Source organism: Lysobacter sp. DMC97 (assembly GCF_056313745.1).
Window position 1 is genome coordinate 127852 of sequence record NZ_JBQUZR010000008.1, and the last position, 26568, is coordinate 154419.

Consider the following 26568-nt stretch of genomic DNA (forward strand, 5'->3'; position numbering starts at 1 on the left):
GAGAGGGGCCGGCGTGCGCCGGCCCCGTGGTGGCCTGTGGATCGCCCCCGCATGCGGTCCTTGCCGCGCGCGGAGGTGCGGTGATCAGCCGCCGGAGGCAGGCGCCGGCACTTCCGTGTGGCGCATGCTGTCCTCGAGGATGTTGAAGATCCGCTCGAGGCCGGCCGGCATCTCGTCGTTGACGGCGCGGACGTGGACGTTGAGGTTGTACGTCCGCTCGGTGGTCGACGTGCTGCTGGTGGTGCGCTTGTACGAGGCCGAGGCCTTGAAGTTCACCCGCCAGATGCGCGCGCTGATCTCGGCGCTGCCGGCGAATTCGCTGCTGGCGTTCGAGGTTTCCGCCGAGGTGAGCTTCGCGTTGAAGTCGATGGTGACCTCGTCGATGCGCAGCGCCGGGATGGTCAGCATCGACAGGAACGGCACCGAGATCGCGACGTTCACTTCCTGCGTGGGACTGTTGGTCGCCGAGACGGCCTTCGTCGGATCGAACGCGGGGTTCGGCGCGACCTTCTTGTAGGTGAAGTCGACGTAGCGCAGCTTGTTGACCGCCGTGCTGCCCGAGCCTTCCTGGATGAAGCCGACTTCCTTGATGAAATCGACCTGCGACATCGACGCCGCATGCTGGGCGCTGACCGCCGCCTGCAGCGGGCCGCCGATGTAGACGCTGAAATCGAGACCGTTGAGTTCCTGCACGAGATTGGGCATGGGAGTGCTCCTTGTGGTGGTTCGCCTACTCTGTTGCGGCTTTTCGGCATCCGCCGTCGTGCGCATCGCCGTTGCGTCGCGGCGGCCCGCCCGATCCCTGGGCCCGGCCGCCGCGGCGCAAGCGTCCCTGCGAAGCGCGGCCGCGTGCCGTGCCTCCGACGATCGACGTGGGGTCCGCTCCGCGACGTGCGGGGCGGTGATGACGCGAGGCATTCGCCTCGTGTGGGTCATTCTCCGGGCGGTGGTCGCAGGGAGTGCGATCCCGGAAACCGCTTGTTTTCAAGGGGTGGCGCGGATCGCGTTCCGTGACGCGTTGCCGCGGCGACAGGCGCGACGGCATAGGCGCGGACAATGGCGGCCGGCTCGCGCCGTGCCGCGTCGCCCCCTCGCGACGGCACGGCCGGCTGCGGTAAGGTAGCGCCATGCCGCCCGTCGCGGCGTCCGCAGGAGCAGGGGGGAAGAGGCGATGACCGCCGCGCTGTCCGTCGACACCCGCGAACGCATCGCGCGGGAGTGCCGGCAACTGGTGCTGAGCCAGGGGCGCGCGGGCGCGATCGCGACGCTGCTGATCGCCGTGCTGTTGATTGCGACGCTCCGCGACGTGCATCCCCGTGCGCTGCTCGCCGGCTGGGCCATCGTCGTCGGCGTGGCGTCGCTGCTGCGCCTCTGGCTGGCCTCGCCGTCGATGTGGCAGGCCGATGCCGACGGCGACAGTCGCGCCGGCAAGCCGCTGGTCTGCATCCTGCTGGGCGCGTTCTGCGGCGGTGTCTGGGGCGCGGCGTCGACACTGCTGTTTCCGCTGGGCCACGAGGAACTGTATTTCGTCGTCGCCTTCCTGCTGATCAGCATGCCCGCCGCGGCGATCAGCAGCTTCGGCGCATGGTGGCCGGCGCACGCGGCCTACGTGCTGTGCAACGTCGGCCCGTTCGCGCTGTATTTCCTGCTGTCCGGCCGCACCGATTTCATGGTCGCCGGCGTGGCCGCCTGCTTCTTCATGGTCTTCCTGCTGCGGCAGGGCATCGTCATCAGCCGCACCATCCGCCACAACATCGCGCAGCGCATCGCGCTGATGGACATGACGAAGACGCTGGGCGAGGCGCTGGATCGCGCCGATGCGGCCAACCGCGCGAAGTCGACCTTCCTCGCCAACATGAGCCACGAGCTGCGCACGCCGCTCAACGCGATCATCGGCATGAGCCAGTTGCTGGCCGAAGCGCCGGACGCGCCCGCGCACCGCGACCTGCCGCGCTCGATCCGCCGCGCCGGCCAGTCGCTGCTGGCGCTGATCAGCGACGTGCTGGACATGTCGCACATCGAGGCCGGCAAGATCTCGCTGTGCATCGCCGCGTTCCCGCCGCATCGCCTGCTGGAGGACGTGGCCGACATGTTCGGGCCGCAGGCGCAGTCCAAGGGCTTGCGGCTGGAGACGGAAATCGCTCCGGATCTGCCCGCGCACTTCGCCGGCGACCAGGCGCGCCTGCGCCAGGTGCTGGTGAACCTCGTCGGCAATGCGGTGAAGTTCACCACCCGCGGCAGCGTGCGCATCGAGGCCGACGCCGCGCGCGACACCGAGGGTCGCTGCGTGCTGCGCGTCGCGGTGGTCGATACCGGCCCCGGCATCCGCGAGAGCGAACACCAGCGCATCTTCCAGGCCTTCCAGCAGGGCGACGATTCGCCGACGCGCGCGCATCCGGGCACGGGCCTGGGGCTGCCGATCTCCAGCGACCTCGTCGGGCTGATGGGCGGGCGCATCGAACTGTCCAGCGTGCCGGGCGCGGGCAGCCGGTTCACGGTGCTGGTGCCCGAGGCGCCGGAATCGGCGATCGATCGCCGCCATGCGGTGCCGCCGCCGGGCGATGCCGACGCGACCGACTTCGATCTCGCCGGCATGCGCGTGCTGGTCGCCGAGGACAACGCGCTCAACGCGTCGCTGGTCAAGCTGATGCTGGAACGCGAAGGCTGCGCCGTGGTCTGCACCGGCAGCGGCCTGGAAGCGCTGGAGTGGATGCGCACGGATGACTGGGACGTGGTGCTGATGGACTGCCAGATGCCCGGCCTCGACGGCTATTCCGCGACGCGCCAGTGGCGGCTGTTCGAGCAGGCCGAGCGTCGCCCGCGGCTGCCGATCGTCGCGCTGACCGCGCACGCGATGGCCGACGATCGCCGCCGCTGCATCGAAGCCGGCATGGACGATTACCTCACCAAGCCGCTCAAGCGCGAGGCGCTGTGCCTGGCGCTGGTGCGACACGGCCTGCGCGCGGCCGATCCGCTGCCGTCAACGGAAGCTTCAGTCCCATGACCCAACATGTGTTGCTGCTCGGCGCGACCGGGCTCGTCGGCCGCCATGCGCTGCATCAGGCCCTCGACGACCCGCGCGTGGCGCGGGTGATCGCGCCCACGCGGCGCCCGCTGCCGGCGCATCCGAAGCTGGAGAACGCAAAGTTGGAGAACCCGGTCGTCGATTTCGATGCGCTGCCGGGCGATGCGGCGTGGTGGGCCGTCGACGGGGTGATCTGCGCGCTGGGCACCACCATCCGCCAGGCCGGCTCGAAGGCCGCCTTCCGCCGGGTCGACGTCGATTACGTGATCGACACCGCGAAGCGCGCCCGCGCCGCCGGTGCACAGCGCTACGCGCTCAATTCCTCGGCCGGCGCGAACGCCGCGTCGCGGATCTTCTACCTGCGCTGCAAGGGCGAGGCCGAGGAGGCGGTGCAGGCGCTGGGCTACGCCTCGGTGACGATCGTGCGGCCGTCGCTGATCGGCGGCGAGCGCGACGCGCCGCGGCCGTCGGAGCGGCGCACGGCGCGGCTCCTGGACGCCCTGGGCGGACTGGTCCCGGCCCGCTACCGTGTGGTGCCGGCCGAGCGCATCGCCGCCTGCCTGCTGGAGGCCGTGCTCGCAGCGCCCCCGGGCGTACGGTTCGTGGAGTCCGACGCGATCTGAGCCCCGCCCGCCGCCGGCCCGCCGGGCGGCCGGATGTCCGCGCGTTCTGCCTGAACGGGGCCGCCGATCCGCCTTCTGCCCCGAAAAATCGCCGATTAGAGCGACAACCCGAGCGCCGGGGCGCACAATGGCCGGTTTCCAGCCGTGCGGGTGCGTCATGTCCACCGAAGAATCCTCCCTGCGTTTCGCCGATCTCGGCCTGACCGAGCCGGTGATGGCCGCGGTCCGGGAAGTCGGGTACGAGACCCCGTCGCCGATCCAGGCCGCCACCATCCCCGCGCTGATGGCCGGCCGCGACGTGCTCGGCCAGGCCCAGACCGGCACCGGCAAGACCGCCGCCTTTGCGCTGCCGCTGCTGTCGCGGCTGGACCTGTCGAAGCAGACCCCGCAGGTGCTGGTGCTGGCGCCGACCCGCGAACTCGCGATCCAGGTCGCCGAGGCCTTCCAGCGCTACGCCCACCAGTTGCCCGGCTTCCACGTGCTGCCGGTCTACGGCGGCCAGAGCTACTACCCGCAGCTGCAGGCGCTCAAGCGCGGCGTGCACGTCGTCGTCGGCACCCCGGGGCGGGTGATCGACCACCTCGAACGCGGCACGCTGGACCTGTCCGATCTCAAAGCGCTGGTGCTCGACGAAGCCGACGAGATGCTGCGCATGGGCTTCATCGACGACGTCGAGACGGTGCTGAAGAAGGTGCCCGAGCAGCGCCAGGTCGCACTGTTCTCGGCGACCATGCCGTCGCAGATCCGTCGCATCGCCCAGACCTACCTGCGCGACCCGGTCGAAGTCACCATCGCCGCGAAGACCACCACCGCGACCAACATCCGCCAGCGTTACTGGTTCGTCAGCGGGCTGCACAAGCTCGACGCGCTGACCCGCATCCTCGAGGCCGAACCCTACGACGCGATGATCATCTTCGCGCGCACCAAGTCGGCCACCGACGAACTGGCCGAGAAGCTGCAGGCGCGCGGCCTCGCCGCCGCCGCGATCAACGGCGACGTGCAGCAGGCGCAGCGCGAGAAGACCATCCAGCAGTTGAAGGACGGCAAGCTCGACCTCCTCGTCGCCACCGACGTCGCCGCCCGCGGCCTCGACGTCGAGCGCATCAGCCACGTGCTGAACTACGACATCCCCTACGACACCGAGAGCTACGTCCACCGCATCGGCCGCACCGGCCGCGCCGGGCGCAGCGGCGAGGCGATCCTGTTCGTCAGCCCGCGCGAGAAGAGCATGCTGCGCGCGATCGAGCGCGCGACGCGCCAGCCGATCCAGGAAATGCAGTTGCCCACGGTCGAGACCGTGAACGACGCGCGCATCGCGAAGTTCCTCGGCCGCATCAGCGACGCGCGCGCGCAGGACGACGGCGGCGACGCGGCGCTGGCGTTCTACCGCGACCTGCTGGAACGCTACGAGCGCGAGCACGACGTGCCGGCGATCGAGATCGCCGCGGCGCTGGCGAAGCTGCTGCAGGGCCGCACGCCGCTGCTGCTGCCGCCCGAGCGCGCGCGTCCGCAAGTCGAGCGTCCGCAGGGAGATCGCCCGCAGGCCCACGAGCGCCGCGAGCGCGCGCCGCGTGAACGCACGCAGGAAGAGCGCGACTGGCAGCCGCGCGAGCCGCAGGCGCGTACGCACGACGAGCGGCCCGCGCGCGCACCGCGCGACGATGCGCGCCCGCCGCGGGCGAAGGCCGACATCGGTCCGCGCCAGCCGCCGGAACCGGGCATGGAGACCTACCGCATCGAGGTCGGGCACATGCACGGCGTGAAGCCGGGCAACATCGTCGGCGCGATCGCCAACGAGGCCGACCTCGAGAGCAAGTACATCGGCCGCATCGACATCCACGACGACCATTCCATCCTCGACCTGCCCGAAGGCATGCCCAAGCCGCTGCTGATGCACCTGAAGAAGGTGCGCGTGGCCGGGCAGATGCTGCGCCTCCAGAAGCTGGACGAGTTCGCGCCGGCGCCGGGCGCGCGCCCGCCGCGAACGTTCAAACCGCGTGTCGAGGGCGAGGGCAAGCCGGGCAACTTCCGTCCGCGCGCCGCGCATCCGGGCAAGCCCGGCGCGAAGTTCGCGGGCAAGCCGGGCGGCAAGCCTGCGGGCAAATTTTCCGGCAAGCCGGGCGGCAAACCGCCGCGCCGCGAAGGCTGATCGCCGCGCGCGCAGCGCGGCGTCTTGCCAAGGCCGGACCGGTTTGCTGGACTGTGCCGGGATCGAAGGCACGGGGGATCGGGGATGCGGCGGATGCGGATCGCGACGGGGCTGGCGCTGCTGCTGGCCGCGACGACGGCTGGGGCGGCCACGCCGCCGACGCTCGACGACTTCCTGCGGCCCAGCCAGCACGATCTCGTGCAGATCTCGCCCGGCGGGCGCTACATCGCCGCGACCGTGCGCAAGCCGGAGAACCGCGAGAACCGCGTCCTGCTGGTGATCATCGACCGCACCACGAACAAGCCGGTGCGCGTGCTCGATCCCGAGGAGAAGGCCGAGATCAGCCGGTTGTGGTGGGTCGGCGAGGAGCGGCTGTTCGTGCAGACGCGCTGGGGCGGCGACACGTTCCAGCAGTACTACACCGACCCGCGCGTCGTGGCGGTGAACGTCGACGGCACCGGCAAGCGCATGCTGTACGACGGCTTCCTGGACACGCTGGTCGACGACGACGACCACATCCTGGTCGAGCGCTGCGCCCGCGACACCAAGCGCGGCTGCATGTCCTACGTGCAGAAGGTCGACACCAAGGCCGGCCGTTCCGGGCCGCGCATCGCCGAGTCGCCGGAGCCGGGCAGCAACTTCTTCGTCGACAACGGCGGCCGCGTGCTGTTCGCCACCGTCTGGGACGACAACGACGTCCAGCGCGTGTGGCGCCTGCGCGACGGCCAGTGGGAAATCTTCAACGACGAGGCGAAGAGCGGGATCGAGATCCGCCTGGTCGGCACCTCGCGCGACGACACGCAGGTGTTCCTGCGCGTGGAGCAGCCGCAGGGGCCGGACACGATCGAACGCCTCGACCTCGCCAGCGGCGCGCGCACCGTCGTGCTGCGTGACGAGGCGCTCGACCCGGCGTACATGCTGTGGTCGGCGGACGGCCGCCAGCCGATCGGCGCCGCCTACGGCCCGGGCCTGCCGCAGCCACGTTTCTGGGATCCGGCCGATCCCGACGCGAAGCTGCTGCGCGGCGTGCAAGCGGCGTTCCCCGACGACGCGGTCTCGTTCTCCAGCGGTTCGCGCGACGGCGCGCAGATCATCGTCGAGGTGAACAGCGATCGCGACCCCGGCAGTTTCTACCTGATGGACCGGTCGACGAAGCACCTGGACCTGATCGCCCGCGTGAAGCCGTGGCTCGAACCCGATGCGCTCGCCCGCAACGAACCGATCACGTTCCGCACCCGTGACGGGCTGACGCTGCACGGCTATCTCACCCTGCCGCTGGCGGCCGCGAACGCGAGCACGAGCACGGCACCGCCGCCGCTGGTGGTGATGCCGCACGGCGGTCCGTTCGACGTGCAGGACGCGTGGTTCTACGACGAGGAATCGCAGTTGCTCGCCGCCAACGGCTACGCGGTGCTGCGGGTGAACTACCGCGGCTCCGCCGGCGCCGGCCGCGCGTTCGTGCGCAGCGGCTACCGGCAGTGGGGCCTGAAGATCATGGACGACATCGTCGACGGCACGCGCTGGGCGATGGCGAGCGGTCGCATCGATCCGAAGCGCGTCTGCCTGTGGGGCAGCAGTTTCGGCGGCTATGCGTCGCTGATGGGCGTGGTGCGCGAGCCGGACCTCTACCGCTGCGCGATTTCCACCGCGGGCGCGACCAACCTGCTCATCACCCGCAAGTGGGGCGACACGCATCGCAGCGCCTATGGCCGCCACTATCTCGACGAGGCCGTGGGCGACGACGAGAAGGCGCTGTACGACCAGTCGCCGATCGCGCACGTCGATCGCATCCGCACGCCGGTGATGCTGGTGCACGGGCGCCACGACCAGCGGGTGTCGTTCGAGCACGCCAGGGCGATGGTCGCCGCGATGGAACAGGCCGGCAAGCCGATGGAGACGTACTTCTTCGGCGACGAGACCCACGGCATCTACGGCGACGAGAACCGTCGCGAGTATTACGGCCACGTGCTCGCGTTCCTGCGCACGCACCTGCGCGGCGACTGAGCCGCCACGACACCGGGAGACCCGCATGCTCGTTCCGCGCCACTGGGCCGAGGCCCGCCTGCAGCATCGCGAAGGCCGCCGCACCGTCACCGTGCGTCGCTTCGGCTGGTCCGACGAAGGCGAGGCGCAGGCGCAGGCGCACGCCGACGCGCGCGCGCGCGAGGCGCTCGATCGCGTGCTCGCTGGCGAAGTGCTGCCGCGCAACGAGCGTCGCGTCGCCTACAACGGCGCCGACGGCATGCCGATCCGCGAGGAGATCGTCGATCGCCAGGGCGAGTCCGTCGTCACCCGCAACGGCTACGGCGCGCTCTGCCTCAACACGCCGGACCTGCTGTTCGCGGACATCGACTTCGCGCCGCGGTCGTCGTCGGGGCGCGTGGTGCTGCTGTCGATGATCGTCACGGGCGTGCTCGTCGCCGCCGGTCTGCATGAGGGACTGGGCCGCGAGTTGCCGGTATCGCTGGTGGTGGCGTTCTTCGCCTCGCTGGTGATCGGCGTCCCGCTGCCGGGATTGCTGCATCGCGCGGGCGTCGCCGTGCGCGGCGGTGCCGAACGGCTCGCACGGAAGCGCATCCGGCATTTCCTCGCCTCGCGGCCCGACTGGCGCGTGCGGCTGTATCGCACGCCCGCCGGTCTGCGGCTGATGGCGGTGCATCGGCCGTTCGATCCGCGCGAACCCGAAGTGCAGGCGGCGTTCGACGCGCTGGGCGTGGACCCGGTGTTCGCGCGGATGTGCTTCAACCAGCGCTGCTTCCGCGCGCGGCTCACGCCCAAGCCGTGGCGCATCGGGCTGCCGCGCCTGCGCCCGCCGTCGTCCGGCGCCTGGCAGCCGATGCACGCCACGCTGCCGGCGCGGCAGGCGTGGATCGATGCCTACACGCGGCGCGCGTCCGGCTACGCCGCCTGCCGGCATCTCGACACCCTCGGCGGGGGCGTCGAGGCCGCCGACTTCGTGCCGCTGCGCGAGTACCACGACACCGTCTGCGCGGCCGATCGCGACCTGCCGCTGGCCTGAGGTCCCGAGCCCGGGCCTGCCGTTCGTCGGCCGGCGAGCTTTCGCGGTTGCATCAATTCCATGATTCCGGAAATATGGAATCATGGATCTCGACACCACCCTCGCCGCGCTCAAGGCGCTGTCCCAGGAGCACCGCTTGCGCGCCTTCCGCGCGCTGGTCGCCGCCGGCGATGCCGGCCTCGCGGTGGGCGAGCTGCGCGCGCTGGTCGACCTGCCGCCGGCCACGCTGAGCGCGCACCTCAACGTGCTGCGGGCCGCGGGGCTGGTGATCGATCGCCGCGAGGGGCGCGTGATCCGCGTCCGCGCCGACTACGCGCGAATGAATGCCCTGCTGGCCTACCTGACCGAAAACTGCTGCGCCGGATCGCCTTCGAACTGCGCCCCGGCGTCTCCCGACTGCTGCTGAACCCGTTCATCCCGAGGACCCCCTGATGAAGCGTTTCCACGTGCACGTGTCCGTCCGCGACCTGGACGAAAGCACCCGGTTCTACGCCGCGCTGTTCGGCACCGAACCCACGGTCCGCAAGGACGACTACGCCAAGTGGATGCTCGACGATCCGCGGGTGAACTTCGCGATCTCGACCCGTGCCGGCGCCGCGGGCATCGACCATCTCGGCATCCAGGCCGAGGACGCGGACGAACTGGCCGAGCTCGGCGCGCGACTGGACCGGGCGGGGCAGGGTGTGCTTGCCGAACACGGCACCGCCTGCTGCCACGCGCGCTCCGACAAGTTCTGGACGGTGGATCCGCAGGGCACGCGCTGGGAAACCTTCCACACGCTGGGCGACGTCACGTCGTACTACGGCGACGATCCGGCGATCGCCTCGACGCTGTCCATCGCGCATGCCGCGGGGATTGCGGCGACCTCCGCGGACTGCTGCGACGCGACCACGCCGCAGGGCGTCTGCTGCGCACCGAAGGCCGATCGCCCCGCCGATGCGCCCTGCTGCGGTCCGGTGGTCGCGGCGGTGAAGCAGGCCGGCTGCGGCGATGCGCGTCGCGACGATGCGCAGCACTGAGGAGACGACGATGAGCGCACATCCCTATCGCATCCTCGTGCTGTGCACCGGCAATTCCGCGCGCAGCGTGATGGCCGAAGCCCTGTTCAACGTGCTCGGCAACGGCCGTTTCGAGGCCTACAGCGCCGGCAGCAAGCCCAGCGGGCGCGTGCAGCCGATGGCCGCCGACCTGGCGGCGTCGATCGGCTACGACACCTCGCGCCTGCGCAGCAAGTCGTGGGACGAATTCGCCGCGCCCGGCGCGCCGGAACTCGACCTGGTCGTCACCGTCTGCGACAACGCCGCCGGCGAAACCTGCCCGGTGTGGTACGGCACGCCGGTCGTGGCGCACTGGGGCGTGGAAGATCCCGCCGCGGTGGAGGGCGACGAGGAGACCCGTCGCCGCGCCTACCTCAAGGCATTCACGGCACTGCGCCGTCGCGTGGAACTGCTCGCCGCGCTGCCGGTGGAGAAACTCGACCGGCTGGTGGCCGAGCGCGAGATCCGCGGCATCGGGACGATCGACGGATGACGGCGACGGCCTCGCCCGCGCTGCGGGCCCTGTTCGCCGAAGCACTCGGCACCGCGCTGCTGCTGGCGATCGTGGTCGGCAGCGGGATCATGGGCGAGCGCCTGGCCGGCGGGAACGTCGCGGTCGCGCTGCTGGCGAACGCCGCCGCCACCGCGGGCGGGCTGTACGTGCTGATCGTGCTGCTCGGCCCGCTGTCCGGCGCGCACTTCAATCCCGCGGTGACGCTGGCGATGCGCCTGCGCGGCGAGGCGTTGCCGGCGCCGGCGTTCGCCTACGTCGCCGTGCAGTGCGTCGCCGCGGTCGCCGGCGTGCTGCTGGCGCACGCGATGTTCGGCGAGGCGCTGTGGCAGCCGGGCGACCACGTCCGCACCGGCGCGGCGCAGTGGTTGAGCGAAGGCGTGGCGACGTTCGGCCTGCTGCTGACGATCGTGCTGGGCGTGCGCCATCGCCCGCAGGCGATCCCGGCGCTGGTCGCGGCGTACATCTTCGCCGCCTACTGGTTCACCGCGAGCACCTCGTTCGCGAACCCGGCGGTGACGTTCGCGCGTGCGTTCACGCGCACGTTCGCGGGCATCCGCCCCGAGGACGTCGCCGGCTTCGTGCTGGCGCAGCTCGCGGGCGCGGCGCTGGCGCTGGGCGCGGCGCGGCTGCTGGCGGACGCGCCGGCGCGCGCGGAAGGCTGAGCCCGGCTCAGTCGGCGGCGATCTCGATCACGTGGCCGTCGACCTCGACGGTCTGGCCCGCGTGGAGCTTGCAGGTGCGGCGCAGTTCCACCGCGCCGTCCACGCGCACCGCGCCCGTGTCGACCAGATGCTTGCCGGCGCCGCCGCTGTCGCAGACGCCGACGAGCTTGAGCAGCTGGTTGAGCGCGACGTGGTCGCGGTCGAGGACGAAACGGTGTCGGGGCATGGTGGCGGGTCTGCGGTGCGGAGGCACAGCATAGCGGCCCGTCTGTCCGGCCGCTGCTGACAGCCGATGTCAGCAGTCTTCCGCGAGACTGCGCCCTCCCTTTCCACGGAGACCGACATGCTCGCCTACGCCACCCTCGGGACCCGCGACCTCGTTCGCGCCGCTGCCTTCTACGATGCCGTCCTCGCCGAGATCGGCGCGAAGCGTTCGATGGAGCAGCCCGACTACTTCATCGCCTGGGAGAAGGGCGACGGCGGTGCCGGCCTCGGCATCACCTGGCCATTCAACAAGGAACCCGCGACCGTCGGCAACGGCACGATGGTCGCGCTGGAAGCCGCCAGCCGCGAGGAAGTGGATCGCCTGTACGCGAAGGCGATCGAACTCGGCGGCACCGACGAAGGCGCGCCGGGCGAGCGCTATTCCGGGTTCTACGCCGCGTATTTCCGCGACCTCGACGGCAACAAGCTCAACGTCTGCTGCATGGGCGAGTGAGCGCGCCGCGCGCCCGTGGCCAAGGCTGCTGACGCCACGCTGTCAGCAGCCCCCGCGCAGGATGGCGCCTCCCGACACACCGCCCGAGGAGGCCGCATGCAACACGCCCACCGCAATGCCCTGAACTGGTTCGAGATCCCGGTCGCCGACCTCGACCGCGCGCAGCGGTTCTACGAAGCGCTGCTCGATGTCGCGCTCAAGCGAGAGGCCATGGGGCCCGAGACCACGCTCGCGGTGTTTCCGTACGCCCAGGGCGCCGGCGTCGGCGGCTGCCTGTTCGCCGGCACGCATGCGCCGACGCCGTCGGACGATGGCACCGTCGTCTATCTCGATGCCTCGCCGTCGCTCGATGCGGTGCTGGCGCGGGTCGACGCCGTCGGCGGCCGCATCGTCGTGCCGCGCACCGAACTGCCCGAAGGCATGGGCGCGTTCGCGCAGTTCGTCGACAGCGAAGGCAACCGCGTCGGCCTGCACGCGCCGGCCTGACGTGGCAGCATGCGGTCAGCGAGCCCGCCCCCGACTCCCATGCGCCGCGCCGACCGCCTCTTCCAGATCGTGCAACTCATCCGCGGCCGTCGCCTGACGACGGCCGCGTTCCTCGCCGAGCGCCTGGAGGTCTCGCAGCGTTCGGTGTATCGCGATGTCGCCGCGCTGCAGGCGCAGGGCGTGCCGATCGAGGGCGAGGCCGGCGTCGGCTACCGCATGCGCCGCGGCTTCGACCTGCCGCCACTGATGTTCGACACCCGCGAGGCGCAGGCGCTGGTCGCCTGCGTGCGCCTGGCGCAGCCGCGCATCGACACCGTGCTGGCCGCGCGCGCCGAACTGGCGCTGTCCAAGATCCTCGGCGTGCTGCCCGGTGCCGAACGCGCCGCGGCCGAAAGCCTGAGCGTGTTCGCGCCGCCGGTCGGTCCCGACGCCGCCACCCGCGATCGCCTGCAGCACCTGCGCGATGCCATCGAGACGCGGCGCAAGGTGCGCATCGACTATCTCGACCTGAAGGACGAGGTCAGCGTGCGCACGCTGCGGCCACTGGGCTGCTTCTTCTGGGGCAACGTGTGGACGCTCGCGGCGTGGTGCGAGTCGCGCGACGCTTTCCGCAATTTCCGCGTCGACCGCATCCGCGTGCTGGAACCGCTGGACGAACGCTTCCGCGACGAATCCGGTTGCACGCTCGCCGATTACCTGCGCCAGTACGGCTGCGACGATTTCCCCTGACGCGCGGCGCTCCGGAATGCCGTCGCGCGCGGCTCACTCCGCCGGCAGGCGCAGGCGCGCGCCGCGCCACGACAGCAGCACGTCGGTGCGGGTGATGCGTTCGACCACCACGTCGCCGGCGGTGTCGCCCTCGCGCAGCCGCTGGCCGTCGAGGATCACGAAGCGGCGCTGCGGATCCTCGTTCCACACCTGCATGCTCAGCTTCAGCGCCGGCAATTGGCGACGCACCTCGGGATCGAGATCGGCGAGCGCGGTCGCGCGATCGCCGCTCGCCGCCGGCGGCGCGGGAGGCGGTGCCGGTGCCGCGACCGGCGGCGCGGTCCGAGTCGGCGTTGCGATGGCTGGCGTCGGTGCGGGCAGCGTCGCCGCCGTGGTAGCTGGGGCGGGCGATGGCGTCGGTGTTGTCGCCGGCGGCATCGCGGCCGGTGGCGGCACGGCGGTGGCGACCGGCGTTTCGTCGGCGGCGGTGCGCGCGTCGGTGTCCGCATCGACATCGGCGCCCGCCATGGGGTCGGTGTCGCCCGCGTCGACCGCGGTCTGCGCGCTGGCGGCCGCGGCGGGTGGCGTGTTCGGCACGTCCGGTCGATGCAGCAGCAGCCACAGCGCGATGGCCGACGACACCGCGCCGAAGCCGGCCATCGCCCACAGCGTCCACGCGACGCCGCTGCGCGCGGGCGCGGGCGCCTGCGGCAGGGTCGCGAACAGGTCGGGCGTTTCACTGCGCCGGCGCGCGGCTTCGGACTTGCGCAGGGCGTCGAGGATGAACGACATCTCAGGGCTCCTGCGCGCTGAGCGCGAAGGCGGTGAAGCCGTCCAGGCGACCGTCGCCGGTCAGCCCGTGGCGGGTCTGGAAAGCGCGCAGCGCCGCGACGTCGTCCGGCATCGCGAGGCCCGCCGCGCGCAGGCGCTTGCGCACCCAGGCGCGGGCTTCCGCGTCGCCGGCGGCATGGCGGCGTTCGAGTGCATCGGGCGCGGGCCACAGCGCGAGGATTTCGCCGTTCCACACGCTCGACAGCGCGAGTCGGGTCGTGTCGATCGGGACGCCGTCGAGCGACAGATGCACGCGATCGCCGTCCGCGCCGAGCAGCCGCGCCCATGCGACATGCGGTTCGGCACGCAGATGCAGCAGCACCGGGCGATCGATGCGCAGCAGCGGATCGAGCGCGATGCGTTCGTGCAGGCAGTGCCAGCCGGGCGCGACGGGGCAGGCCTCGGGCGCGGCGTCGCGCAGCGCGGCGGGCGCCTGCGTGTCGGCGAGCAGGCGACGCCACTCGCGCGTCGAGGTCGCCGGCGCGCGCTGGAGGCGTTGCAGCAGCGCGTCGCCGTCGAGCGTCGCCGCGGTGGAAGACGGCATCGCGACTGTGGCGGTTGCGGTCGAGGCTGCATCGCTGCCGGGACGCCGCACCGCCAGCAGCGCGAGCACCGTCGCCGCCACCGCGAGGCCGCCGATCAGCGCGAGTTTCGCCAGTTCGCGTCGCGCACCGCCGCCGCTGCCGGGCACCAGCGCTTCGTCGGCGGCGCGGTCGATGGTCTTCGCGTCGATCGTCAGCAGGTCGTGCGCGTAGCCGCCGAGCAGCGCGCGCTCGGCGATGATGTTGATCAGGCGCGGCACGCCGCCGCTGCGGCGATGGATGCGGCGCACAGCCGCCGGCGCGAACGGGAACCGGCGTGCGCCCGCGGTGTTGAGGCGATGGCGCAGGTAGGCTTCGGTGCCGGCCTCGTCGAGCGGCCGCAGGTGGTAGCGCGCGGTGATGCGCTGCGCGAGTTGGCGCAGTTCCGGCTTCGCCAGCAGGTCGCGCAGCTCGGGCTGGCCGATCAGGATGATCTGCAGCAGCTTCTGCGTTTCGGTTTCGAGGTTGGTCAGCAGCCGCACCTGCTCCAGCGCGTCGGGCGAGAGGTTCTGCGCCTCGTCGATGATCAGCACCACGCGATCGCCCTTGGCGTAGGCCTGCAGCAGATGCGCGCTGAGCGCATCGAACAGCGCCTTGCCGCCGGGCCGCTGCGTCGGCGCGGGCTTCCCGGCCTTCGCGCGATCGCGCTTGCCTGCGACGGGTGCGGGCGACGCCGCGACCGGCGCCGGCGCGGCGGTGACCGGCAGCCGCAGTTCCTCGCAGATCGTCTGCAGCAGTTCGACCGGATCCAGCCGCGGATTGAGCACCAGCGCGGCCTGCGTGTTCTCGGGCAACTGGTTCAGCAGCAGTCGGCTGAGCGTGGTCTTGCCGGTGCCGACCTCGCCGGTGAGCTGCACGAAACCGCCGCCGCCGCCCTGGCGGATGCCGTACAGCAGGTGCGCCAACGCGTCCCGGTGGTGTTCGCTGAGGAACACGTAGTGCGGGTCCGGCGTGATCGAGAACGGCGCCTGTTCGAGGCCGTAGAACTCCAGGTACATGCGGGCGGCCACCGGGGATTCGGGCGATTCTAAACGCTTTGTGCCGGCGGCCGGGTCTCGGGTTCCCGTTCCGGCGGCAGGCAGTCCGCGAACGCGGTGCAGCGTGCGAGGATCGTTTTCTGCAGGTCGCGCTGCCCGGTCAGGAATGCCTGCTGGATCGCGATCAGCACGCCCAGGCCGTTGCTGAGCCGGACGGACTGCAGCAGCAGGCCCACGGGATAGCCTGCCGCCTGCCGCACCAGCGGATGCAGGCCGGCGTGGATGAAGGAGTTCAGCGGCGCCCACGAGTACTGCCTGAATTCGTCGAGGCGCACGCAGAGGTTCCCGACCTGCGGCACCTTCGCGAGCGCTTCCAGCATGCCGGTCGCGGTCGGCAACCGCTTCGCCGCCTGCTGCGATTCCTCCGACAGCGATTCCGAGAGCAGGTCGATCTGCGCATCGGTGGCGCAGTGCTGGCACCAGACCGATCGCAGCAGGGATTCGTACTGCAGCCGCATCAGCGCCATGGCGGAGGCGAAGCTGCAGGATTCCATCAGCGTCGTCACCGCTAGCCAGTGGTCCATGGCGAGGTTGGCGCCGATCGCGCTGAGACGCGCCCGCGGAGTGTCGTCCGCCGGCGGATGGTCGGTGGTGTCCTGGAGCATCTGTTGCAACAGGTGTGTTCGCTGCAGGACGCGGATGAACGTGCCTTCCATGGCGGCGCCTCCTATTCGGAAATGACCTTGGATTCCGCCGTCGCCAGCGTTTCCGGGTGATCGATGCGGCGCGGGCGCAGCACCAGCGGGTAGATCAGCACGGTGCCGAGGATGATGGCGACGCCGAGGTAGAACGTCGGCGTGAGTTCGCGCTGTTCGCCGAGCAGCACGATGGCGAGGAAGATGGCGTAGACCGGTTCGAGGTTCACCGCGAGCTGTGCGCCGAAGGCGGTGATGCGGCGCAGCGCCACCAGCGACAGCGCGAACGGGATCAGCGTGCAGGCCACCGCCAGCGCCAGCAGCCACAGCGCGTCGCGCAGGCCGGGCAGCACGAACGGGTCGCCGCCGAACGCGTGCGGCGACAGCAGGCCGGACACCGGCGCGAGCAGCGTCATCGTCGCGACGCCGGCGGCCATTTCGAGCGCGGTGACGGACAGCGCGTCGCCGTATTCGACCAGCCGCTTGTTGAGCGAGCCGAACAGTGCGACGAACAGCGCCGACAGCGCGCCGGCCGCGATCCCCGCGAGCATGCCCGCCGGCACGCCGCCGGCGACGAGCGCCACGCCCGGCAGCACCGCGACGCCCAGCCCGACTTCGCGCTTGGACAGGCGGCGGCCGGTCATGCGCGGCTCGACCAGCGCGGTGAACACCGTGCCCAGCGCCATGCAGGTGGCGCCGACCGAGGCATTCGACAGCTTGATCGACGCGTAGAACGTGAGCCAGTGCAGCGCGACCAGCGCGCCGACGCCGGCGTAGCTCCAGCGCAGGCGCGCGGGCATCGCGCGCAGGCCGCGCCACACGCGCGGCAGCAGCAACAGCAGCCCGGCGACCAGCAGCATGCGCCACCACACCAGCGGCAGCGCGGGCAGGGTGATGAGTTTGCCGAGGATGGCGGTGAAGCCCCACAGCAGCACGCAGAGGTGGATCTGCACCCAGGCGGTGCGGGTGGAGGCGGCGGTCATCGGCAAGAAACGGCGGTCATCGGCAGGGCGCGCGGCGAACGGCGCGCGGAGGTTCGGAGGCGGTGGCGCAGCTTACCGTGTCGGGTCGACACGCGCGGCTTCCGTGGCGCGTTCGCCGGCGGTGATCGCCAGCAGCCAGTCGAGGAAGCGCTGCGCCGCGGGCCGCAGCCGGCGGTGCGCGGGATGCACGACGAAGTAGCGCCAGCGCGTCGGCAGGGCGGGGCCGGGCAGCCGTTGCAGGCGATCGGTGCCGAGCCACGGCTCGGCGATCCGTGCGCGCGCCAGCACCGCGCCGAATCCCTGCGCCGCGGCCTCCAGCGCGTCGGTGCTGTCGCTGAATGTGTGGCGGATGTCCAGCCGCGCGCCGGGCACGCCGGCGGCGCGGAACCAGTCCGGCCAGCCCTGCCGGGCGAGGTCGGCCACCAGCGGCAGCGCCGCGATGTCGGCGACGCCGGCCACGCTCGCCGCCAGCGCCGGCGGCGCCAGCGGGAACAGCGCGTCGTCCATCAGGTAGTGCGCGGTCAGGCCGGGCCAGTGGCCGGGGCCGTGGCGGATGCCGAGGTCCGGGCCGTCGTCGTCAAAGCGGGTCAGCGCGATCTCGGTGTCGATCGACAGGCGGAGGTCGGGATGGCGGGCGGCGAAGTCGGGCAGCCGCGGCAGCAACCAGGTGTTGAGCAGCGAGTGCAGGGTGGTGATCCGCACCCGGTCGCGGTCGTCGCGGCCGCCGCGCAGGTCGCCCAGCGTGGCTTCGAGATCGGTCAGCGCGGTACCGGCGGCGTCGGCCAGCCGGCGACCCTCGGCGGTCAGCGCCACGCCGCGGGCATGACGCTGGAACAGCGACACGCCCAGCCGCGCCTCCAGCTTGCGCACGTGGTGGCTGACGGCGCTGGCGGTGAGGTGCAGCTCCTCCGCGGCGTGGGCGAAATTCTGGTGGCGGGCGGCGGCCTCGAACGCGGCGAGCGCGGGCAGCCAATCCGGGCGCAGGGGCATGGCGAGCCTCGAATCTGGCTTGTGTCTGGGTGGAAAAGTATGCGCTTGTCGGCGTTTGGTGGCGGCCGATAATCGTCCGCAGACCCGCGTTCGATGATCGTCGGCATTCCCGACGCACGGGTCGTCGCCCCCGGAGCGCGCTGCCATGGCCTTGTCCGTCTCCCTCCCCGCCGCCATCGCCCGCGTTGCGCCGATCGCCCCGCGCCGATCGCGGCCGGCCGATGTCGTTCCGCTGGCCGCGGACATCGTCCCCCTCGCATTGGCGCTGGACGAAGTGCCGGCAGAGATCGCGGGGCCCGGTTGCCTGCAGCGTCCGTTGCCGGCCCCGATCGGTGCGCGGGCCTGGCTGGTCGAACTCGCTCCCGGTGGCGTGTGGCCGAGCGATCCCCGGCGCGACACCGGGGCCGCCTATTGCGTGCTGGACGGCGAGGTCATCGACGGTGACCACCGCCACGGCGCCGGCACCTGGGTGCTGGTCCGGCCCGGCGGCCGGCAGCGTCCGCACAGCGACACCGGTGCCCGGCTGCTGGGTTTCCACCTGACCGCCGAAGCCTTCCTCGGTGCGGGCGGCGACCCGGCCGCACTCGTCGGCGAACTGCACGTCCCGCAGGGCTGAGCGCGACTCGCCGCGCTTGTCGCCTTCCGTCATCCGCATCCCGATCTGCATCCGTTCCCCGGAGCCCGCTTGAACGCCATCCCTGCCGACGCCTCATCCCCGCAGACTGCGCCCGCCTGGCTGACGCCGCTGGAGATCGTCGCGCTCGGCGCGGTGTGGGGCGCGTCGTTCCTGTTCATGCGCGTGGCCGCGCCGGAGTTCGGCGCGGCGCCGCTGGTGGCGATCCGGCTGGGGCTGGGCGCGCTGATCCTGCTGCCGTTCCTGTGGCGCGCCCGCCGCATGTTCCCGGCGCCGCGGTGGCCGCGGCTGGCGCTGATCGGTGCGATCAACTCCGCGGTGCCGTTCGCGCTGTTCGCGTGGGCCGCGCAGCGCGCGCCGGCCGGCGTCGGCGCGATCACCAATTCGATGGCGGTACTGTTCGCCGCGCTGGTGGCCTTCCTGTTCTACGGCGAACGCATCGGCGGCCGGCGCATCGCCGCGCTGGTCGCGGGCTTCGTCGGCGTGGTCGTGCTGGCCAGCGGCAAGGTCGGCGGCGCGTCGATCGGCGGCCCGGTCGCGGCCGGCACGACGGCGGCGTTCCTGTACGGCGTCGGCGGCAATCTGGTGAAGCGCCATCTCGCCGGCCTGCCGGCGACCGCGGTCGCCGCGGCGACGCTGAGCTGCGCGGCGTTGATGGCCGCCCCGTTCGCGATCGCGCAGTGGCCGATGCATGCGGTGTCGGCGAAGGCGTGGGCGGCGGTGGCCGCGCTGGGCGTCGTCTGCACCGGCATCGCGTTCGTCACGTATTACCGGCTGATCGCGCGGGTCGGCGCGCCGCGCGCGGCGACCACGACCTACCTCGTGCCGCTGTTCGGCGTCGGCTGGGCGTGGCTGCTGCTGGACGAACCGCTGACGCCGGCGATGGCCGTCGCCGGCACGCTGATCCTCGGCAGCGTGATCCTCAGCCAGCGGTCGCCGCGATGAATGCGGACGTCGATGGCGCGACGCTGCAGCGCCGCGTCGTGTTCGATTTCGAGATCGACTTCCGCAACGGCGGCGGCCTGCAGGGCCAGGATTTCCGGCTGGACTGGCATGGCGACGCGCGCAGCGCCGAGGACGTGGACGACGACGCGCTGGCCGCGGCGATCGTGCGCGACCTGCGGCTGCTGATGGTGGGCGAGGTGCGGATCCTGCGGAAGGCGCTGATCGACGAACCGCACAAGCGGTCACAGGCGGATCGCGACGACGATCCGCGGGCCGCGACTCAGTAGGCCGCGACCGGCGGGGTGCTGGCGGTCGCGCGGCGCGGGATGCCTTCCTCGTCGAGCAGGCGCTCGATGCGGGCGAAGACCTCGGCGCGCGAGAACGGCTTCTTCATGAAGTCGTCGGCGCCGATGCGCTGCACGTAGAACTGCTCGGTGGCCTGCTGGTTGCCGCTGATCATGATCACCGGCACCTGCTTGGTCGCCGGCTCGCGGCGCAGCGTGCGCAGGGCGGCGAAGCCGTCCATGCCCGGCAGCACGATGTCGAGGAAGATCAGGTCGGGGATCATCGTCCGCGCGAATTCCAGCGCGTCCTCGGCGGTGTAGGCCTCGTAGGTCTCGTAGCCGTTCTGCTGCAGCATCTTGCGCAGCACCGCCACGATCGTCGTCGAATCGTCGACGATCAGGACCGTGGTGCCCGGACGGGGCACGCTGCGCGGACGCTCGCGGCGCTCGGGGCCGCCGTAGCCGTCGTCGATCGCCGGCGGCGCGACCGCCGCCTCGGCGATCTGCGCCGGCGTGACGGTCTCGGCGAGGGTGTCCAGTTCTTCCGGGGTCGGCGGACGGGGCGGGGCGGGGCGCAGCGAGGACGGGGGGGGCGGCAGGGGTTCGGCGCCCGGGGTGCTGGCACCCTCGCGCACGCGCATGGCATCGCGCCAGCGTTTGACCGAATCGAAAATGCTCACGCCCGATGCTCTCCTCAGAATGACTGCCGGCCCGCGACCTCCCTTCCATGAACGACATTCCGGCCCATGGCCGGACGGCGGAAGCATAGCCGCCCGGCCCGCGGGGGCCAAGCCCGCGGGCGGCTGGACGGCGTCATGGCGCGGACGGCCGGGAGGCGCCCCGGCCGCGGCCTCAGCGGATCGGTTCGTCCAGCATCATCTCGCGGACGAAGCGCACCGGCGGGGCGCCGTAGGACAGCACCTGGTCGTGGTAGGCCTTGAGCTGGAACCGGTCGCCGAGCTTCTTCTCCATCGCGCGGCGCAGGTCGAAGTGCTCCTGCACGCCGACGAAGTAGGTCGGCAGCTGGGCACTGGTGAGCTGGGCGCGGACCCACTTGCCCGCGGCCTCGCGCTCCTGCTGGAACGTGCGGCGGGTCATCAGGTCCATCGCCTGCTCGCGGCTCCAGCCGTCGACGTGCACGCCCTGGTCGAGGATCGCGTTGGCCACCGCGCGCAGGTAGAACTTGTAGCGCACCAGGTGGAACAGCGGGTCGTTGTCGAGGTAGCCCTGGTCCATCATCAGCGACTCGGTGTAGACCGCCCAGCCCTCGGCGAACATGCCCGAGCGCAGCACGCCGCGCACCACCGACGGATGCCGCGCCGAATGCGCGCCTTCCAGGTAGTGGCCGGGCATCGCCTCGTGGATCGACAGCAGGTGGATCATGCGGCTGTTGTATTCGCGCAGGAACGAGTCGGTCTGCGCGTCGGTCCAGTCGTCGGGGATCGGCGAGATCGCGTAGTAGGTCTTCAGGCCCTTGTCGAGCGGGCCGGGCGAATCGCAGTAGGCGACGGCGACGCCGCGCTGGAATTCCGGCATCAGGATCACGTCCACCGGATCGTCCGGCACCGTCACCAGCTGGTGCGTGCGGGTGAAGTCGGTGGCCTGCGCCAGCGCGGCCTTTGCCGAATCCACGACCTTGTCGCGGGCCGGGCGGTCGGCGTAGGCCAGTTCCAGCGCGGCCTCGATCGCCTTCTGCTGCTGCGCCTCGGTCGGCTTGGCCGGCAGCTCCGGCGCGTCCGGCTTGTCCTTCAGCACCTGGCGGGCGATGTCGTACATCGTCGCGCGGACGCGGACGATCTCGGCCTCGGCACGGCGCTTGATCTCGGCGCGCGACAGCGACGACATCAGCGCGAAACGCAGCTTCTGGTCATAGAGTTTCGCGCCGACGCGGAAGTCGCCCTTCGCGTTCGGCACCAGCGTCTGGTCCAGCCACGTCTGCTGCTCGGCGACGGCCTTGCGCAGGTTCGCGACCGCGGCGTCGAGGCGCGCGCGGTCCGCGCCCTGCAACTGGCCGGCGTTCGGCAGGATGAATTCCTCGACCAGCGACATCACGCCACCGTTCTGCTTGGCCACGGTCTCGGCGTGGATCTTCGGCACCCGCGCGGGATCAAGGTTCTTCCGCATCTGCGCGAACAGCGCCGGCAGCTTCTCCATGCGCGCGGTCGCGGCCTTCAGCCGTTCCGGCATCGGCGCGAAGTCGCGCGCCATCAGGCTGTAGATCGCGCCGCCGGCGAGGCCGCCGTACACCTGCGGATCCCAGGCCCAGCTCTGCGCGGTCTCGATCGACCACAGGTCGTACTCGATGGCATTGCGCACGATCGCCGCGTCGATCTGGTTCTCGCGCGACAGCGAAGCGACCTTGATGCCTTTCAGCTCGGCCAGCATCTTCCGGTCGAACGCGGTCGCCTTCGTCAGGCCTTCGGCGCTGAGGTCGTCGAGTTCGGTGTCGAAGCGATGGTCGCCCTGCTGGGTGGCGTTGACCGGGCTCAGCGCCAGCGAACCATCGAGCCAGCGCTTGCTGAAGTCGGCGAAGCGGGCGTCGGCGGCGGCATCCGGCGTGGTCGAGGCGGTCATCGGCGCGGTCCTGGCGGCGGGTTCGTGGGCGGATGCGCCGGCCGCGACGGTGAGCGCGGCGGCGAGCAGGGCGGTGGCGAGCGGAGCGAGGCGCATGGAAACGATCCGGAGGGACGAAAGCGCCGAGGATAGGCCGCCGCCGCCGGTCGCGCATGTGCCGAAGGGCCGCTACAGTGGACGTCCCCTGGCGTGTCGGAAGGAGCGGGCCATGTTGCATCGCGGCAGCTGTCATTGCGGTCGGATCGCGTTCGAACTGGAGGCCGACATCGCCGAAGGCACGGCCTGCAACTGTTCCCTCTGCCGGCGTCGCGGCTGGCTGCTGGCCTTCGTGCCGCGCGACGCGCTGCGCCTGACGACGACTGACGGCGCCTGGACGACCTACCGCTTCAACAAGCACCACATCGACCATCATTTCTGCCCGACCTGCGGCGTCGCGCCCTTCAGCGACGGCACCGATCCGCGCAGCGGCGCGAAGATCGCCGCGGTCAACCTGCGCTGCCTCGACGACCTCGACCTCGACGCGCTGCCGGTCCGCCATTTCGACGGCGCCAGCCTGTAGCGCGACGCGGGTCACGCGGCCGTCTCAGACGATCCGTTCGCGGCCGGCGTAGACGTTCATGCGCCCGTCGCGGGCGAACGCGATCAGCGTGAGGTGCGCGGCCTCGGCCTGGCGGATCGCGAGGTCGGTCGGTGCCGACAGCGCCGCGACCACCGCGATGCCCACGCGCGCGGCCTTGGCGACGATCTCGTACGACGCCCGCGACGTGACCGCGAGGAAACCGCTGCCGGCATCGAGGCGCGGCGACACGCGATGCAGTGCGCCGATCACCTTGTCGACCGCGTTGTGGCGGCCGACGTCCTCGCGAACGAGCACGTCGTCGCCGAGAAGGAAGCCGGCCGCGTGCGCGCCGCCGCACTGCGCGTTCAGCGGCTGCCGCCGTGCGAGCGCGGCGAGTCCGGCGTGGATGCGCGTCGCATCGAGCCGCGGCCCGGCGCCGACGCGCGGCAACGGACGCACCGCCGCCTCCAGCGATTCGACGCCGCACAGGCCGCAGCCGCTGCGGCCTTCGAGATTGCGACCGCGGCCTTCCAGCGCGTCGAAACGGCGCTGCGGGATCGCGGCATGCAGCGCGACGCCGCGCTCGCTGCGGACGATGTCGACGAGCGTGAATTCGCCGGCGTCATCGACGATGCCTTCGCTCAATGCGAAACCCAGCGCGAAATCCTCCAGATCGGTCGGCGTCGCCATCATCACCGCGAACGGCAGGCCGTTGTAGAGCAGCGCGACCGGGGTTTCCTCGATCACCGCCTCGTCGCGCGCCGTCGCCGTGCCGTCGGCGACGTGCAGCGCGGCGTGCGTGCGCAGGCCCGCGGTCACGGCGCGTCCCCGTGCGGAGCGACGCCATGCGCCTCTGCGCACAGCGCCTGCCCGCGGGGCGTGAGGCGCAGCAGCGTGCGTTCGCCGTTGCGATGCGGTTCCGTGCGCGTGGCGACCAGATCGAGGCCGTCGAAGCGCGGATCGTCGCCGAGCGCGACCAGCAACCGTTGCAACTCGCTGGCGCCGAGACCGAGGCGCCGCGCCGCGCGCGGCTGCGACACTTCGCCTTCATGTGCGAGCAGGTGCAGCAGCGCGAGCGCCGCGTCCTCGCTCATCATGCCTCGACGGAGGTCGTCGCGCGACGCAGCCGCACCGGAATCGACTTCGACGCCGGCGTGCGGGCGCGCTCGGCGTGGTGGTCCAGCGGCACCAGCGCGTTGGTCTCTGGGAAGTACGCGGCGAGGCAGCCGGCCGGCAGGTCGTACGGCACCAGCCGGAAATCCGGCGCCACGCGTTCGCCGTCGTGCCACACCGACACCAGGTCGACGTGGTCGCCGTCGGCGAAGCCCTGCGCGTCGAGATCGGCACGCGAGATGAAACACACGCGGCGCAGGCCGTGCACGCCGCGATAGCGGTCGTCGAGGCCGTACACCGTGGTGTTGTACTGGTCGTGCGAGCGCACGGTCATCAGCTGCAGCAGCGGCGCGCCGGTGGCTGCGTCGTGCGTCGTGTCTTCGATCGGATGCGCGAAGAACCGCGCCTTGCCCGACGGTGTCGGGAACGCGCGGTCGCGGTTCGGATGATGCAGGTGGAAGCCGCCCGGCACGCGGACGCGGGCGTTGAAGTCCTCGAAGCCGGGCACGACCCGCGCGATGCGGTCGCGGATACGGTCGTAGTCGTCGGCGAGTTCGCGCCACGGGATGCCGCTGTCCGGCAGCGTCGCTTCCGCGAGCCGGGCGACGATGCGCGGTTCCGACAGCAGTTGCGGCGACGCCGGCGCGTTCATGCCCGACGACAGGTGCACCATGCTCATCGAATCCTCGACCGTGACCGCCTGCAGCCCGGTGGCCTGCACGTCGATCTCGGTGCGGCCGAGGCAGGGCAGGATCAGCGCCTCGCGCCCGTGCACGACGTGCGAGCGGTTGAGTTTGGTGCTGACCTGCACGGTCAGCGCGCAGCGGCGCAGCGCGGCGTGCACGAGCGCGGTATCCGGCGTGGCCGCGGCGAAATTGCCGCCCATCGCGAAGAACACCTGCGCGCGGCCGTCGCGCATCGCCTCGATCGCGGCGACCGTGTCGTGGCCGTCGGCGCGCGGCGGTTCGAAGCCGAACTCGGCGGCGAGGCGATCGAGGAACGCCGGCGCCGGCTTCTCGTAGATGCCCATCGTGCGGTCGCCCTGCACGTTGGAATGCCCGCGCACCGGGCAGGGGCCGGCGCCGGGCTTGCCGATGTCGCCGCGGAGCAGCAGCAGGTTCACCAGCGTCTGGATGGTGGCGACGCCGCGCCGGTGCTGGGTGATGCCCATGCCCCAGCACAGGATGGTGGCGCGGCTGGCGCGCAGCACCTCGGCGGCTTCCTCGATCTTCGCGCGCGGCAGGCCCGAGGCGCGTTCGATCGCCGGCCACGCCGTGTCGCGGACGAGGTCGGCGAAAGTGTCGTAGTCGAGCGTGTTGGCGTCGATGAAGGCGTGGTCGACCGCATGCGGATCGTCGCCGGAATCCGCGCGTTCGATCAGCACCTTCGCCATGCCCAGCGCCGCGGCGAGATCGCCGCCGATCCGCGGTTGCAGGTACAGCGTGGCCAGCGGCGTCGAACCGCCGCCGAGCATCTCGGCCGGCGACTGCGGATCGGTGAATCGCTCCAGCCCGCGTTCGCGCAGCGGATTGAACGCGACGATGCGGCAGCCGCGCTTCGCCGCGCGACGCAGTTCGCCGAGCATGCGCGGATGGTTGGTGCCGGGGTTCTGGCCGAACACGAAGATCGCGTCGGCGCGCTCGAAATCGTCCAGCGTCACCGAGCCCTTGCCGCTGCCGAGCTGTTCGATCAGCGCGACGCCGGACGGTTCGTGGCACATGTTCGAGCAGTCGGGCAGGTTGTTGGTGCCGTAGGCGCGCACGAACAGCTGGTACAGGAACGCGGCCTCGTTCGAGGTGCGGCCCGAGGTGTAGAACAGCGCCTCGTCGGGCGAGGCGAGGGCGTTGAGCGCGGCCGCGATCTTCGCGAACGCCGCGTCCCACGCGATCGGCACGTAGCGGTCGGTCGCGGGGTCGTAGGCCAGCGGCTCGGTCAGCCGGCCCTGCGCTTCGAGGAAGGCGTCGTCCTGTTCGGCCAGCCACGACACCGGATGCTCGGCGAAGAAATCGGCGCCGATGCGTCGGGACGTGGCTTCGTTGGCGACGGCCTTGACTCCGTTCTCGCAGAACTCGAAGGTCGAATGCGGGTTGCGGTCTGGCCAGGCGCAGCCGGGGCAGTCGAAGCCCGCGGGCTGGTTGGTGCGGAGCAGGGTGCCGGGCCCGCGCAGCACGGCGTCCTGCCGGCGCAGCGCCTGCCACGAGGCGCGCAGCGCGTCCCAGCCGCCGGCGGGCTTGTCGTAGGGGCGGATCGGGGCGTCGTCGTCGCGGGTGTCTGACATGGCCGCATGTTAGGGCCTGTCAGCGCGATTCGTGTGCGTTGCGCAGTCCGCGCCCGGCGCGGCTGGACGTGGCGCGCGGGCGCGGCGTACATTGCGACGACGTGTGTCCGCATGCGTCCGGCGGGGAATGCCGGACGCATGCGAGGTCCTGCCCCTGCCGCCCCTGCTCCTGCCTTCTTGCTC

At 71.6% G+C, this 26568-nt stretch carries 28 protein-coding genes; 16 read left to right on the top strand and 12 right to left on the bottom strand.

Annotated elements, in window-relative coordinates; all coding sequences use genetic code 11:
• Positions 1-84: 84 nt before the first annotated feature.
• Entirely contained in the window at positions 85-705 is a 621-nt protein-coding gene (locus tag ACT53Q_RS17480) for a DUF2589 domain-containing protein (RefSeq protein ID WP_476187933.1), read from the bottom strand.
• Positions 706-1171: 466 nt separating this feature from the next.
• Here ACT53Q_RS17480 and ACT53Q_RS17485 point away from each other — a divergent pair, with 466 nt between their 5' ends.
• The 9 genes from ACT53Q_RS17485 (at position 1172) to ACT53Q_RS17525 (ending at position 11029) form a co-directional block, all read left to right on the top strand.
• Positions 1172-3004 carry a response regulator gene (locus ACT53Q_RS17485; protein ID WP_476187934.1) on the top strand — a complete coding sequence of 611 codons (1833 nt, stop codon included), beginning with the start codon at positions 1172-1174 and terminating at the stop codon, positions 3002-3004.
• Positions 3001-3648 (top strand): NAD(P)H-binding protein, encoded by a 648-nt coding sequence (locus ACT53Q_RS17490; RefSeq protein ID WP_476187935.1) that lies wholly within the window; start codon positions 3001-3003, stop codon positions 3646-3648. Before ACT53Q_RS17485 ends, ACT53Q_RS17490 begins: the two co-directional genes overlap by 4 nt.
• 157 nt (positions 3649-3805) lie before the next feature.
• Complete coding sequence (locus ACT53Q_RS17495) at positions 3806-5797, top strand: DEAD/DEAH box helicase (protein WP_476187936.1); 1992 nt, start codon at positions 3806-3808, stop codon at positions 5795-5797.
• Positions 5798-5890: 93 nt separating this feature from the next.
• Positions 5891-7801, top strand: a complete 1911-nt coding sequence (locus ACT53Q_RS17500; protein ID WP_476187937.1) for an alpha/beta hydrolase family protein — start codon at positions 5891-5893, stop codon at positions 7799-7801.
• Positions 7802-7826: 25 nt separating this feature from the next.
• Positions 7827-8816 (top strand): hypothetical protein, encoded by a 990-nt coding sequence (locus ACT53Q_RS17505; RefSeq protein ID WP_476187938.1) that lies wholly within the window; start codon positions 7827-7829, stop codon positions 8814-8816.
• 82 nt (positions 8817-8898) lie between these two features.
• Positions 8899-9222 carry an ArsR/SmtB family transcription factor gene (locus tag ACT53Q_RS17510; RefSeq protein WP_476187939.1) on the top strand — a complete coding sequence of 108 codons (324 nt, stop codon included), beginning with the start codon at positions 8899-8901 and terminating at the stop codon, positions 9220-9222.
• A gap of 25 nt (positions 9223-9247) precedes the next feature.
• A complete protein-coding gene (locus tag ACT53Q_RS17515) occupies positions 9248-9835 on the top strand; it encodes an ArsI/CadI family heavy metal resistance metalloenzyme (RefSeq protein ID WP_476187940.1) in 588 nt (195 codons plus the stop codon).
• A 10-nt stretch (positions 9836-9845) separates the two neighbouring features.
• Positions 9846-10346, top strand: coding sequence for an arsenate reductase ArsC (locus ACT53Q_RS17520; RefSeq protein WP_476187941.1), 501 nt, complete (start codon positions 9846-9848; stop codon positions 10344-10346).
• Complete coding sequence (locus ACT53Q_RS17525; RefSeq protein WP_476187942.1) at positions 10343-11029, top strand: aquaporin; 687 nt, start codon at positions 10343-10345, stop codon at positions 11027-11029. The genes ACT53Q_RS17520 and ACT53Q_RS17525 overlap by 4 nt, the downstream gene beginning before the upstream one ends.
• A gap of 7 nt (positions 11030-11036) precedes the next feature.
• Here the strand turns inward: ACT53Q_RS17525 and ACT53Q_RS17530 are convergent, their stop codons facing one another.
• Positions 11037-11255 carry an RNA-binding S4 domain-containing protein gene (locus tag ACT53Q_RS17530; RefSeq protein ID WP_476187943.1) on the bottom strand — a complete coding sequence of 73 codons (219 nt, stop codon included), beginning with the start codon at positions 11253-11255 and terminating at the stop codon, positions 11037-11039.
• A 117-nt stretch (positions 11256-11372) separates the two neighbouring features.
• Between ACT53Q_RS17530 and ACT53Q_RS17535 the strand changes: the two genes are divergently transcribed.
• The 3 genes from ACT53Q_RS17535 to ACT53Q_RS17545 all read left to right on the top strand — a co-directional run bounded on the left by ACT53Q_RS17535 (position 11373) and on the right by ACT53Q_RS17545 (position 12962).
• Positions 11373-11747 (top strand): VOC family protein, encoded by a 375-nt coding sequence (locus ACT53Q_RS17535; protein WP_476187944.1) that lies wholly within the window; start codon positions 11373-11375, stop codon positions 11745-11747.
• A 96-nt stretch (positions 11748-11843) separates the two neighbouring features.
• Positions 11844-12233 (top strand): VOC family protein, encoded by a 390-nt coding sequence (locus ACT53Q_RS17540; protein WP_476187945.1) that lies wholly within the window; start codon positions 11844-11846, stop codon positions 12231-12233.
• Between the two features lie 39 nt (positions 12234-12272).
• Positions 12273-12962 carry a helix-turn-helix transcriptional regulator gene (locus tag ACT53Q_RS17545; protein ID WP_476187946.1) on the top strand — a complete coding sequence of 230 codons (690 nt, stop codon included), beginning with the start codon at positions 12273-12275 and terminating at the stop codon, positions 12960-12962.
• 33 nt (positions 12963-12995) lie between these two features.
• Here ACT53Q_RS17545 and ACT53Q_RS17550 read toward each other — a convergent pair whose 3' ends face one another.
• The 5 genes from ACT53Q_RS17550 to ACT53Q_RS17570 all read right to left on the bottom strand — a co-directional run bounded on the left by ACT53Q_RS17550 (position 12996) and on the right by ACT53Q_RS17570 (position 17998).
• The gene (locus ACT53Q_RS17550) at positions 12996-13733 is read right to left on the bottom strand and encodes a general secretion pathway protein GspB (protein ID WP_476187947.1); all 738 of its coding nucleotides are present in this window, start codon (positions 13731-13733) and stop codon (positions 12996-12998) included.
• Between the two features lies 1 nt (position 13734).
• Positions 13735-15363 carry an ExeA family protein gene (locus ACT53Q_RS17555; RefSeq protein ID WP_476187948.1) on the bottom strand — a complete coding sequence of 543 codons (1629 nt, stop codon included), beginning with the start codon at positions 15361-15363 and terminating at the stop codon, positions 13735-13737.
• A 17-nt stretch (positions 15364-15380) separates the two neighbouring features.
• The gene (locus ACT53Q_RS17560) at positions 15381-16046 is read right to left on the bottom strand and encodes a DUF6988 family protein (RefSeq protein ID WP_476187949.1); all 666 of its coding nucleotides are present in this window, start codon (positions 16044-16046) and stop codon (positions 15381-15383) included.
• 11 nt (positions 16047-16057) lie between these two features.
• Positions 16058-17008 (bottom strand): DMT family transporter, encoded by a 951-nt coding sequence (locus tag ACT53Q_RS17565; protein ID WP_476187950.1) that lies wholly within the window; start codon positions 17006-17008, stop codon positions 16058-16060.
• Positions 17009-17080: 72 nt separating this feature from the next.
• Positions 17081-17998: a LysR substrate-binding domain-containing protein gene (locus ACT53Q_RS17570; RefSeq protein ID WP_476187951.1), complete on the bottom strand. Its 918-nt coding sequence runs from the start codon at positions 17996-17998 to the stop codon at positions 17081-17083.
• Between the two features lie 145 nt (positions 17999-18143).
• Here ACT53Q_RS17570 and ACT53Q_RS17575 point away from each other — a divergent pair, with 145 nt between their 5' ends.
• From ACT53Q_RS17575 to ACT53Q_RS17585, 3 genes are all read left to right on the top strand, one after another.
• Positions 18144-18614 (top strand): cupin domain-containing protein, encoded by a 471-nt coding sequence (locus ACT53Q_RS17575; RefSeq protein ID WP_476187952.1) that lies wholly within the window; start codon positions 18144-18146, stop codon positions 18612-18614.
• Positions 18615-18683: 69 nt separating this feature from the next.
• Positions 18684-19577: a DMT family transporter gene (locus ACT53Q_RS17580; RefSeq protein WP_476187953.1), complete on the top strand. Its 894-nt coding sequence runs from the start codon at positions 18684-18686 to the stop codon at positions 19575-19577.
• Positions 19574-19864 (top strand): cyclase, encoded by a 291-nt coding sequence (locus ACT53Q_RS17585; protein ID WP_476187954.1) that lies wholly within the window; start codon positions 19574-19576, stop codon positions 19862-19864. The genes ACT53Q_RS17580 and ACT53Q_RS17585 overlap by 4 nt, the downstream gene beginning before the upstream one ends.
• Here the strand turns inward: ACT53Q_RS17585 and ACT53Q_RS17590 are convergent.
• Positions 19858-20541: a response regulator gene (locus tag ACT53Q_RS17590; RefSeq protein ID WP_476187955.1), complete on the bottom strand. Its 684-nt coding sequence runs from the start codon at positions 20539-20541 to the stop codon at positions 19858-19860. The genes ACT53Q_RS17585 and ACT53Q_RS17590 overlap by 7 nt on opposite strands.
• 172 nt (positions 20542-20713) lie before the next feature.
• Positions 20714-22531 (bottom strand): DUF885 domain-containing protein, encoded by a 1818-nt coding sequence (locus ACT53Q_RS17595; RefSeq protein WP_476187956.1) that lies wholly within the window; start codon positions 22529-22531, stop codon positions 20714-20716.
• A gap of 112 nt (positions 22532-22643) precedes the next feature.
• On the opposite strand from ACT53Q_RS17595, the gene ACT53Q_RS17600 reads away from it, so the two are divergent.
• Positions 22644-22994: a GFA family protein gene (locus ACT53Q_RS17600; RefSeq protein WP_476187957.1), complete on the top strand. Its 351-nt coding sequence runs from the start codon at positions 22644-22646 to the stop codon at positions 22992-22994.
• 24 nt (positions 22995-23018) lie between these two features.
• Here the strand turns inward: ACT53Q_RS17600 and fdhD are convergent, their stop codons facing one another.
• The 3 genes from fdhD to ACT53Q_RS17615 are packed head-to-tail and all read right to left on the bottom strand — an operon-like array spanning position 23019 to position 26385.
• Positions 23019-23813: a formate dehydrogenase accessory sulfurtransferase FdhD gene (gene fdhD, locus ACT53Q_RS17605; protein ID WP_476187958.1), complete on the bottom strand. Its 795-nt coding sequence runs from the start codon at positions 23811-23813 to the stop codon at positions 23019-23021.
• On the bottom strand, positions 23810-24088 hold the full coding sequence (locus ACT53Q_RS17610; protein ID WP_476187959.1) for a hypothetical protein: 279 nt from the start codon (positions 24086-24088) through the stop codon (positions 23810-23812). The genes fdhD and ACT53Q_RS17610 overlap by 4 nt, the downstream gene beginning before the upstream one ends.
• Positions 24088-26385, bottom strand: a complete 2298-nt coding sequence (locus tag ACT53Q_RS17615) for an FdhF/YdeP family oxidoreductase (protein ID WP_476187960.1) — start codon at positions 26383-26385, stop codon at positions 24088-24090. Before ACT53Q_RS17615 ends, ACT53Q_RS17610 begins: the two co-directional genes overlap by 1 nt.
• Positions 26386-26568 lie beyond the last annotated feature (183 nt).

What these genes read in the sequence shown, in the direction of transcription:
- ACT53Q_RS17480 (WP_476187933.1), bottom strand. Translation starts at nt 705, where the DNA reads ATGCCCAATCTCGTGCAGGAACTCAACGGTCTCGATTTCAGCGTCTAC.
- ACT53Q_RS17485 (WP_476187934.1), top strand. Translation starts at nt 1,172, where the DNA reads ATGACCGCCGCGCTGTCCGTCGACACCCGCGAACGCATCGCGCGGGAG.
- ACT53Q_RS17490 (WP_476187935.1), top strand. Translation starts at nt 3,001, where the DNA reads ATGACCCAACATGTGTTGCTGCTCGGCGCGACCGGGCTCGTCGGCCGC.
- ACT53Q_RS17495 (WP_476187936.1), top strand. Translation starts at nt 3,806, where the DNA reads ATGTCCACCGAAGAATCCTCCCTGCGTTTCGCCGATCTCGGCCTGACC.
- ACT53Q_RS17500 (WP_476187937.1), top strand. Translation starts at nt 5,891, where the DNA reads ATGCGGATCGCGACGGGGCTGGCGCTGCTGCTGGCCGCGACGACGGCT.
- ACT53Q_RS17505 (WP_476187938.1), top strand. Translation starts at nt 7,827, where the DNA reads ATGCTCGTTCCGCGCCACTGGGCCGAGGCCCGCCTGCAGCATCGCGAA.
- ACT53Q_RS17510 (WP_476187939.1), top strand. Translation starts at nt 8,899, where the DNA reads ATGGATCTCGACACCACCCTCGCCGCGCTCAAGGCGCTGTCCCAGGAG.
- ACT53Q_RS17515 (WP_476187940.1), top strand. Translation starts at nt 9,248, where the DNA reads ATGAAGCGTTTCCACGTGCACGTGTCCGTCCGCGACCTGGACGAAAGC.
- ACT53Q_RS17520 (WP_476187941.1), top strand. Translation starts at nt 9,846, where the DNA reads ATGAGCGCACATCCCTATCGCATCCTCGTGCTGTGCACCGGCAATTCC.
- ACT53Q_RS17525 (WP_476187942.1), top strand. Translation starts at nt 10,343, where the DNA reads ATGACGGCGACGGCCTCGCCCGCGCTGCGGGCCCTGTTCGCCGAAGCA.
- ACT53Q_RS17530 (WP_476187943.1), bottom strand. Translation starts at nt 11,255, where the DNA reads ATGCCCCGACACCGTTTCGTCCTCGACCGCGACCACGTCGCGCTCAAC.
- ACT53Q_RS17535 (WP_476187944.1), top strand. Translation starts at nt 11,373, where the DNA reads ATGCTCGCCTACGCCACCCTCGGGACCCGCGACCTCGTTCGCGCCGCT.
- ACT53Q_RS17540 (WP_476187945.1), top strand. Translation starts at nt 11,844, where the DNA reads ATGCAACACGCCCACCGCAATGCCCTGAACTGGTTCGAGATCCCGGTC.
- ACT53Q_RS17545 (WP_476187946.1), top strand. Translation starts at nt 12,273, where the DNA reads ATGCGCCGCGCCGACCGCCTCTTCCAGATCGTGCAACTCATCCGCGGC.
- ACT53Q_RS17550 (WP_476187947.1), bottom strand. Translation starts at nt 13,733, where the DNA reads ATGTCGTTCATCCTCGACGCCCTGCGCAAGTCCGAAGCCGCGCGCCGG.
- ACT53Q_RS17560 (WP_476187949.1), bottom strand. Translation starts at nt 16,046, where the DNA reads ATGGAAGGCACGTTCATCCGCGTCCTGCAGCGAACACACCTGTTGCAA.
- ACT53Q_RS17565 (WP_476187950.1), bottom strand. Translation starts at nt 17,008, where the DNA reads ATGACCGCCGCCTCCACCCGCACCGCCTGGGTGCAGATCCACCTCTGC.
- ACT53Q_RS17570 (WP_476187951.1), bottom strand. Translation starts at nt 17,998, where the DNA reads ATGCCCCTGCGCCCGGATTGGCTGCCCGCGCTCGCCGCGTTCGAGGCC.
- ACT53Q_RS17575 (WP_476187952.1), top strand. Translation starts at nt 18,144, where the DNA reads ATGGCCTTGTCCGTCTCCCTCCCCGCCGCCATCGCCCGCGTTGCGCCG.
- ACT53Q_RS17585 (WP_476187954.1), top strand. Translation starts at nt 19,574, where the DNA reads ATGAATGCGGACGTCGATGGCGCGACGCTGCAGCGCCGCGTCGTGTTC.
- ACT53Q_RS17595 (WP_476187956.1), bottom strand. Translation starts at nt 22,531, where the DNA reads ATGCGCCTCGCTCCGCTCGCCACCGCCCTGCTCGCCGCCGCGCTCACC.
- ACT53Q_RS17600 (WP_476187957.1), top strand. Translation starts at nt 22,644, where the DNA reads ATGTTGCATCGCGGCAGCTGTCATTGCGGTCGGATCGCGTTCGAACTG.
- ACT53Q_RS17610 (WP_476187959.1), bottom strand. Translation starts at nt 24,088, where the DNA reads ATGAGCGAGGACGCGGCGCTCGCGCTGCTGCACCTGCTCGCACATGAA.
- ACT53Q_RS17615 (WP_476187960.1), bottom strand. Translation starts at nt 26,385, where the DNA reads ATGTCAGACACCCGCGACGACGACGCCCCGATCCGCCCCTACGACAAG.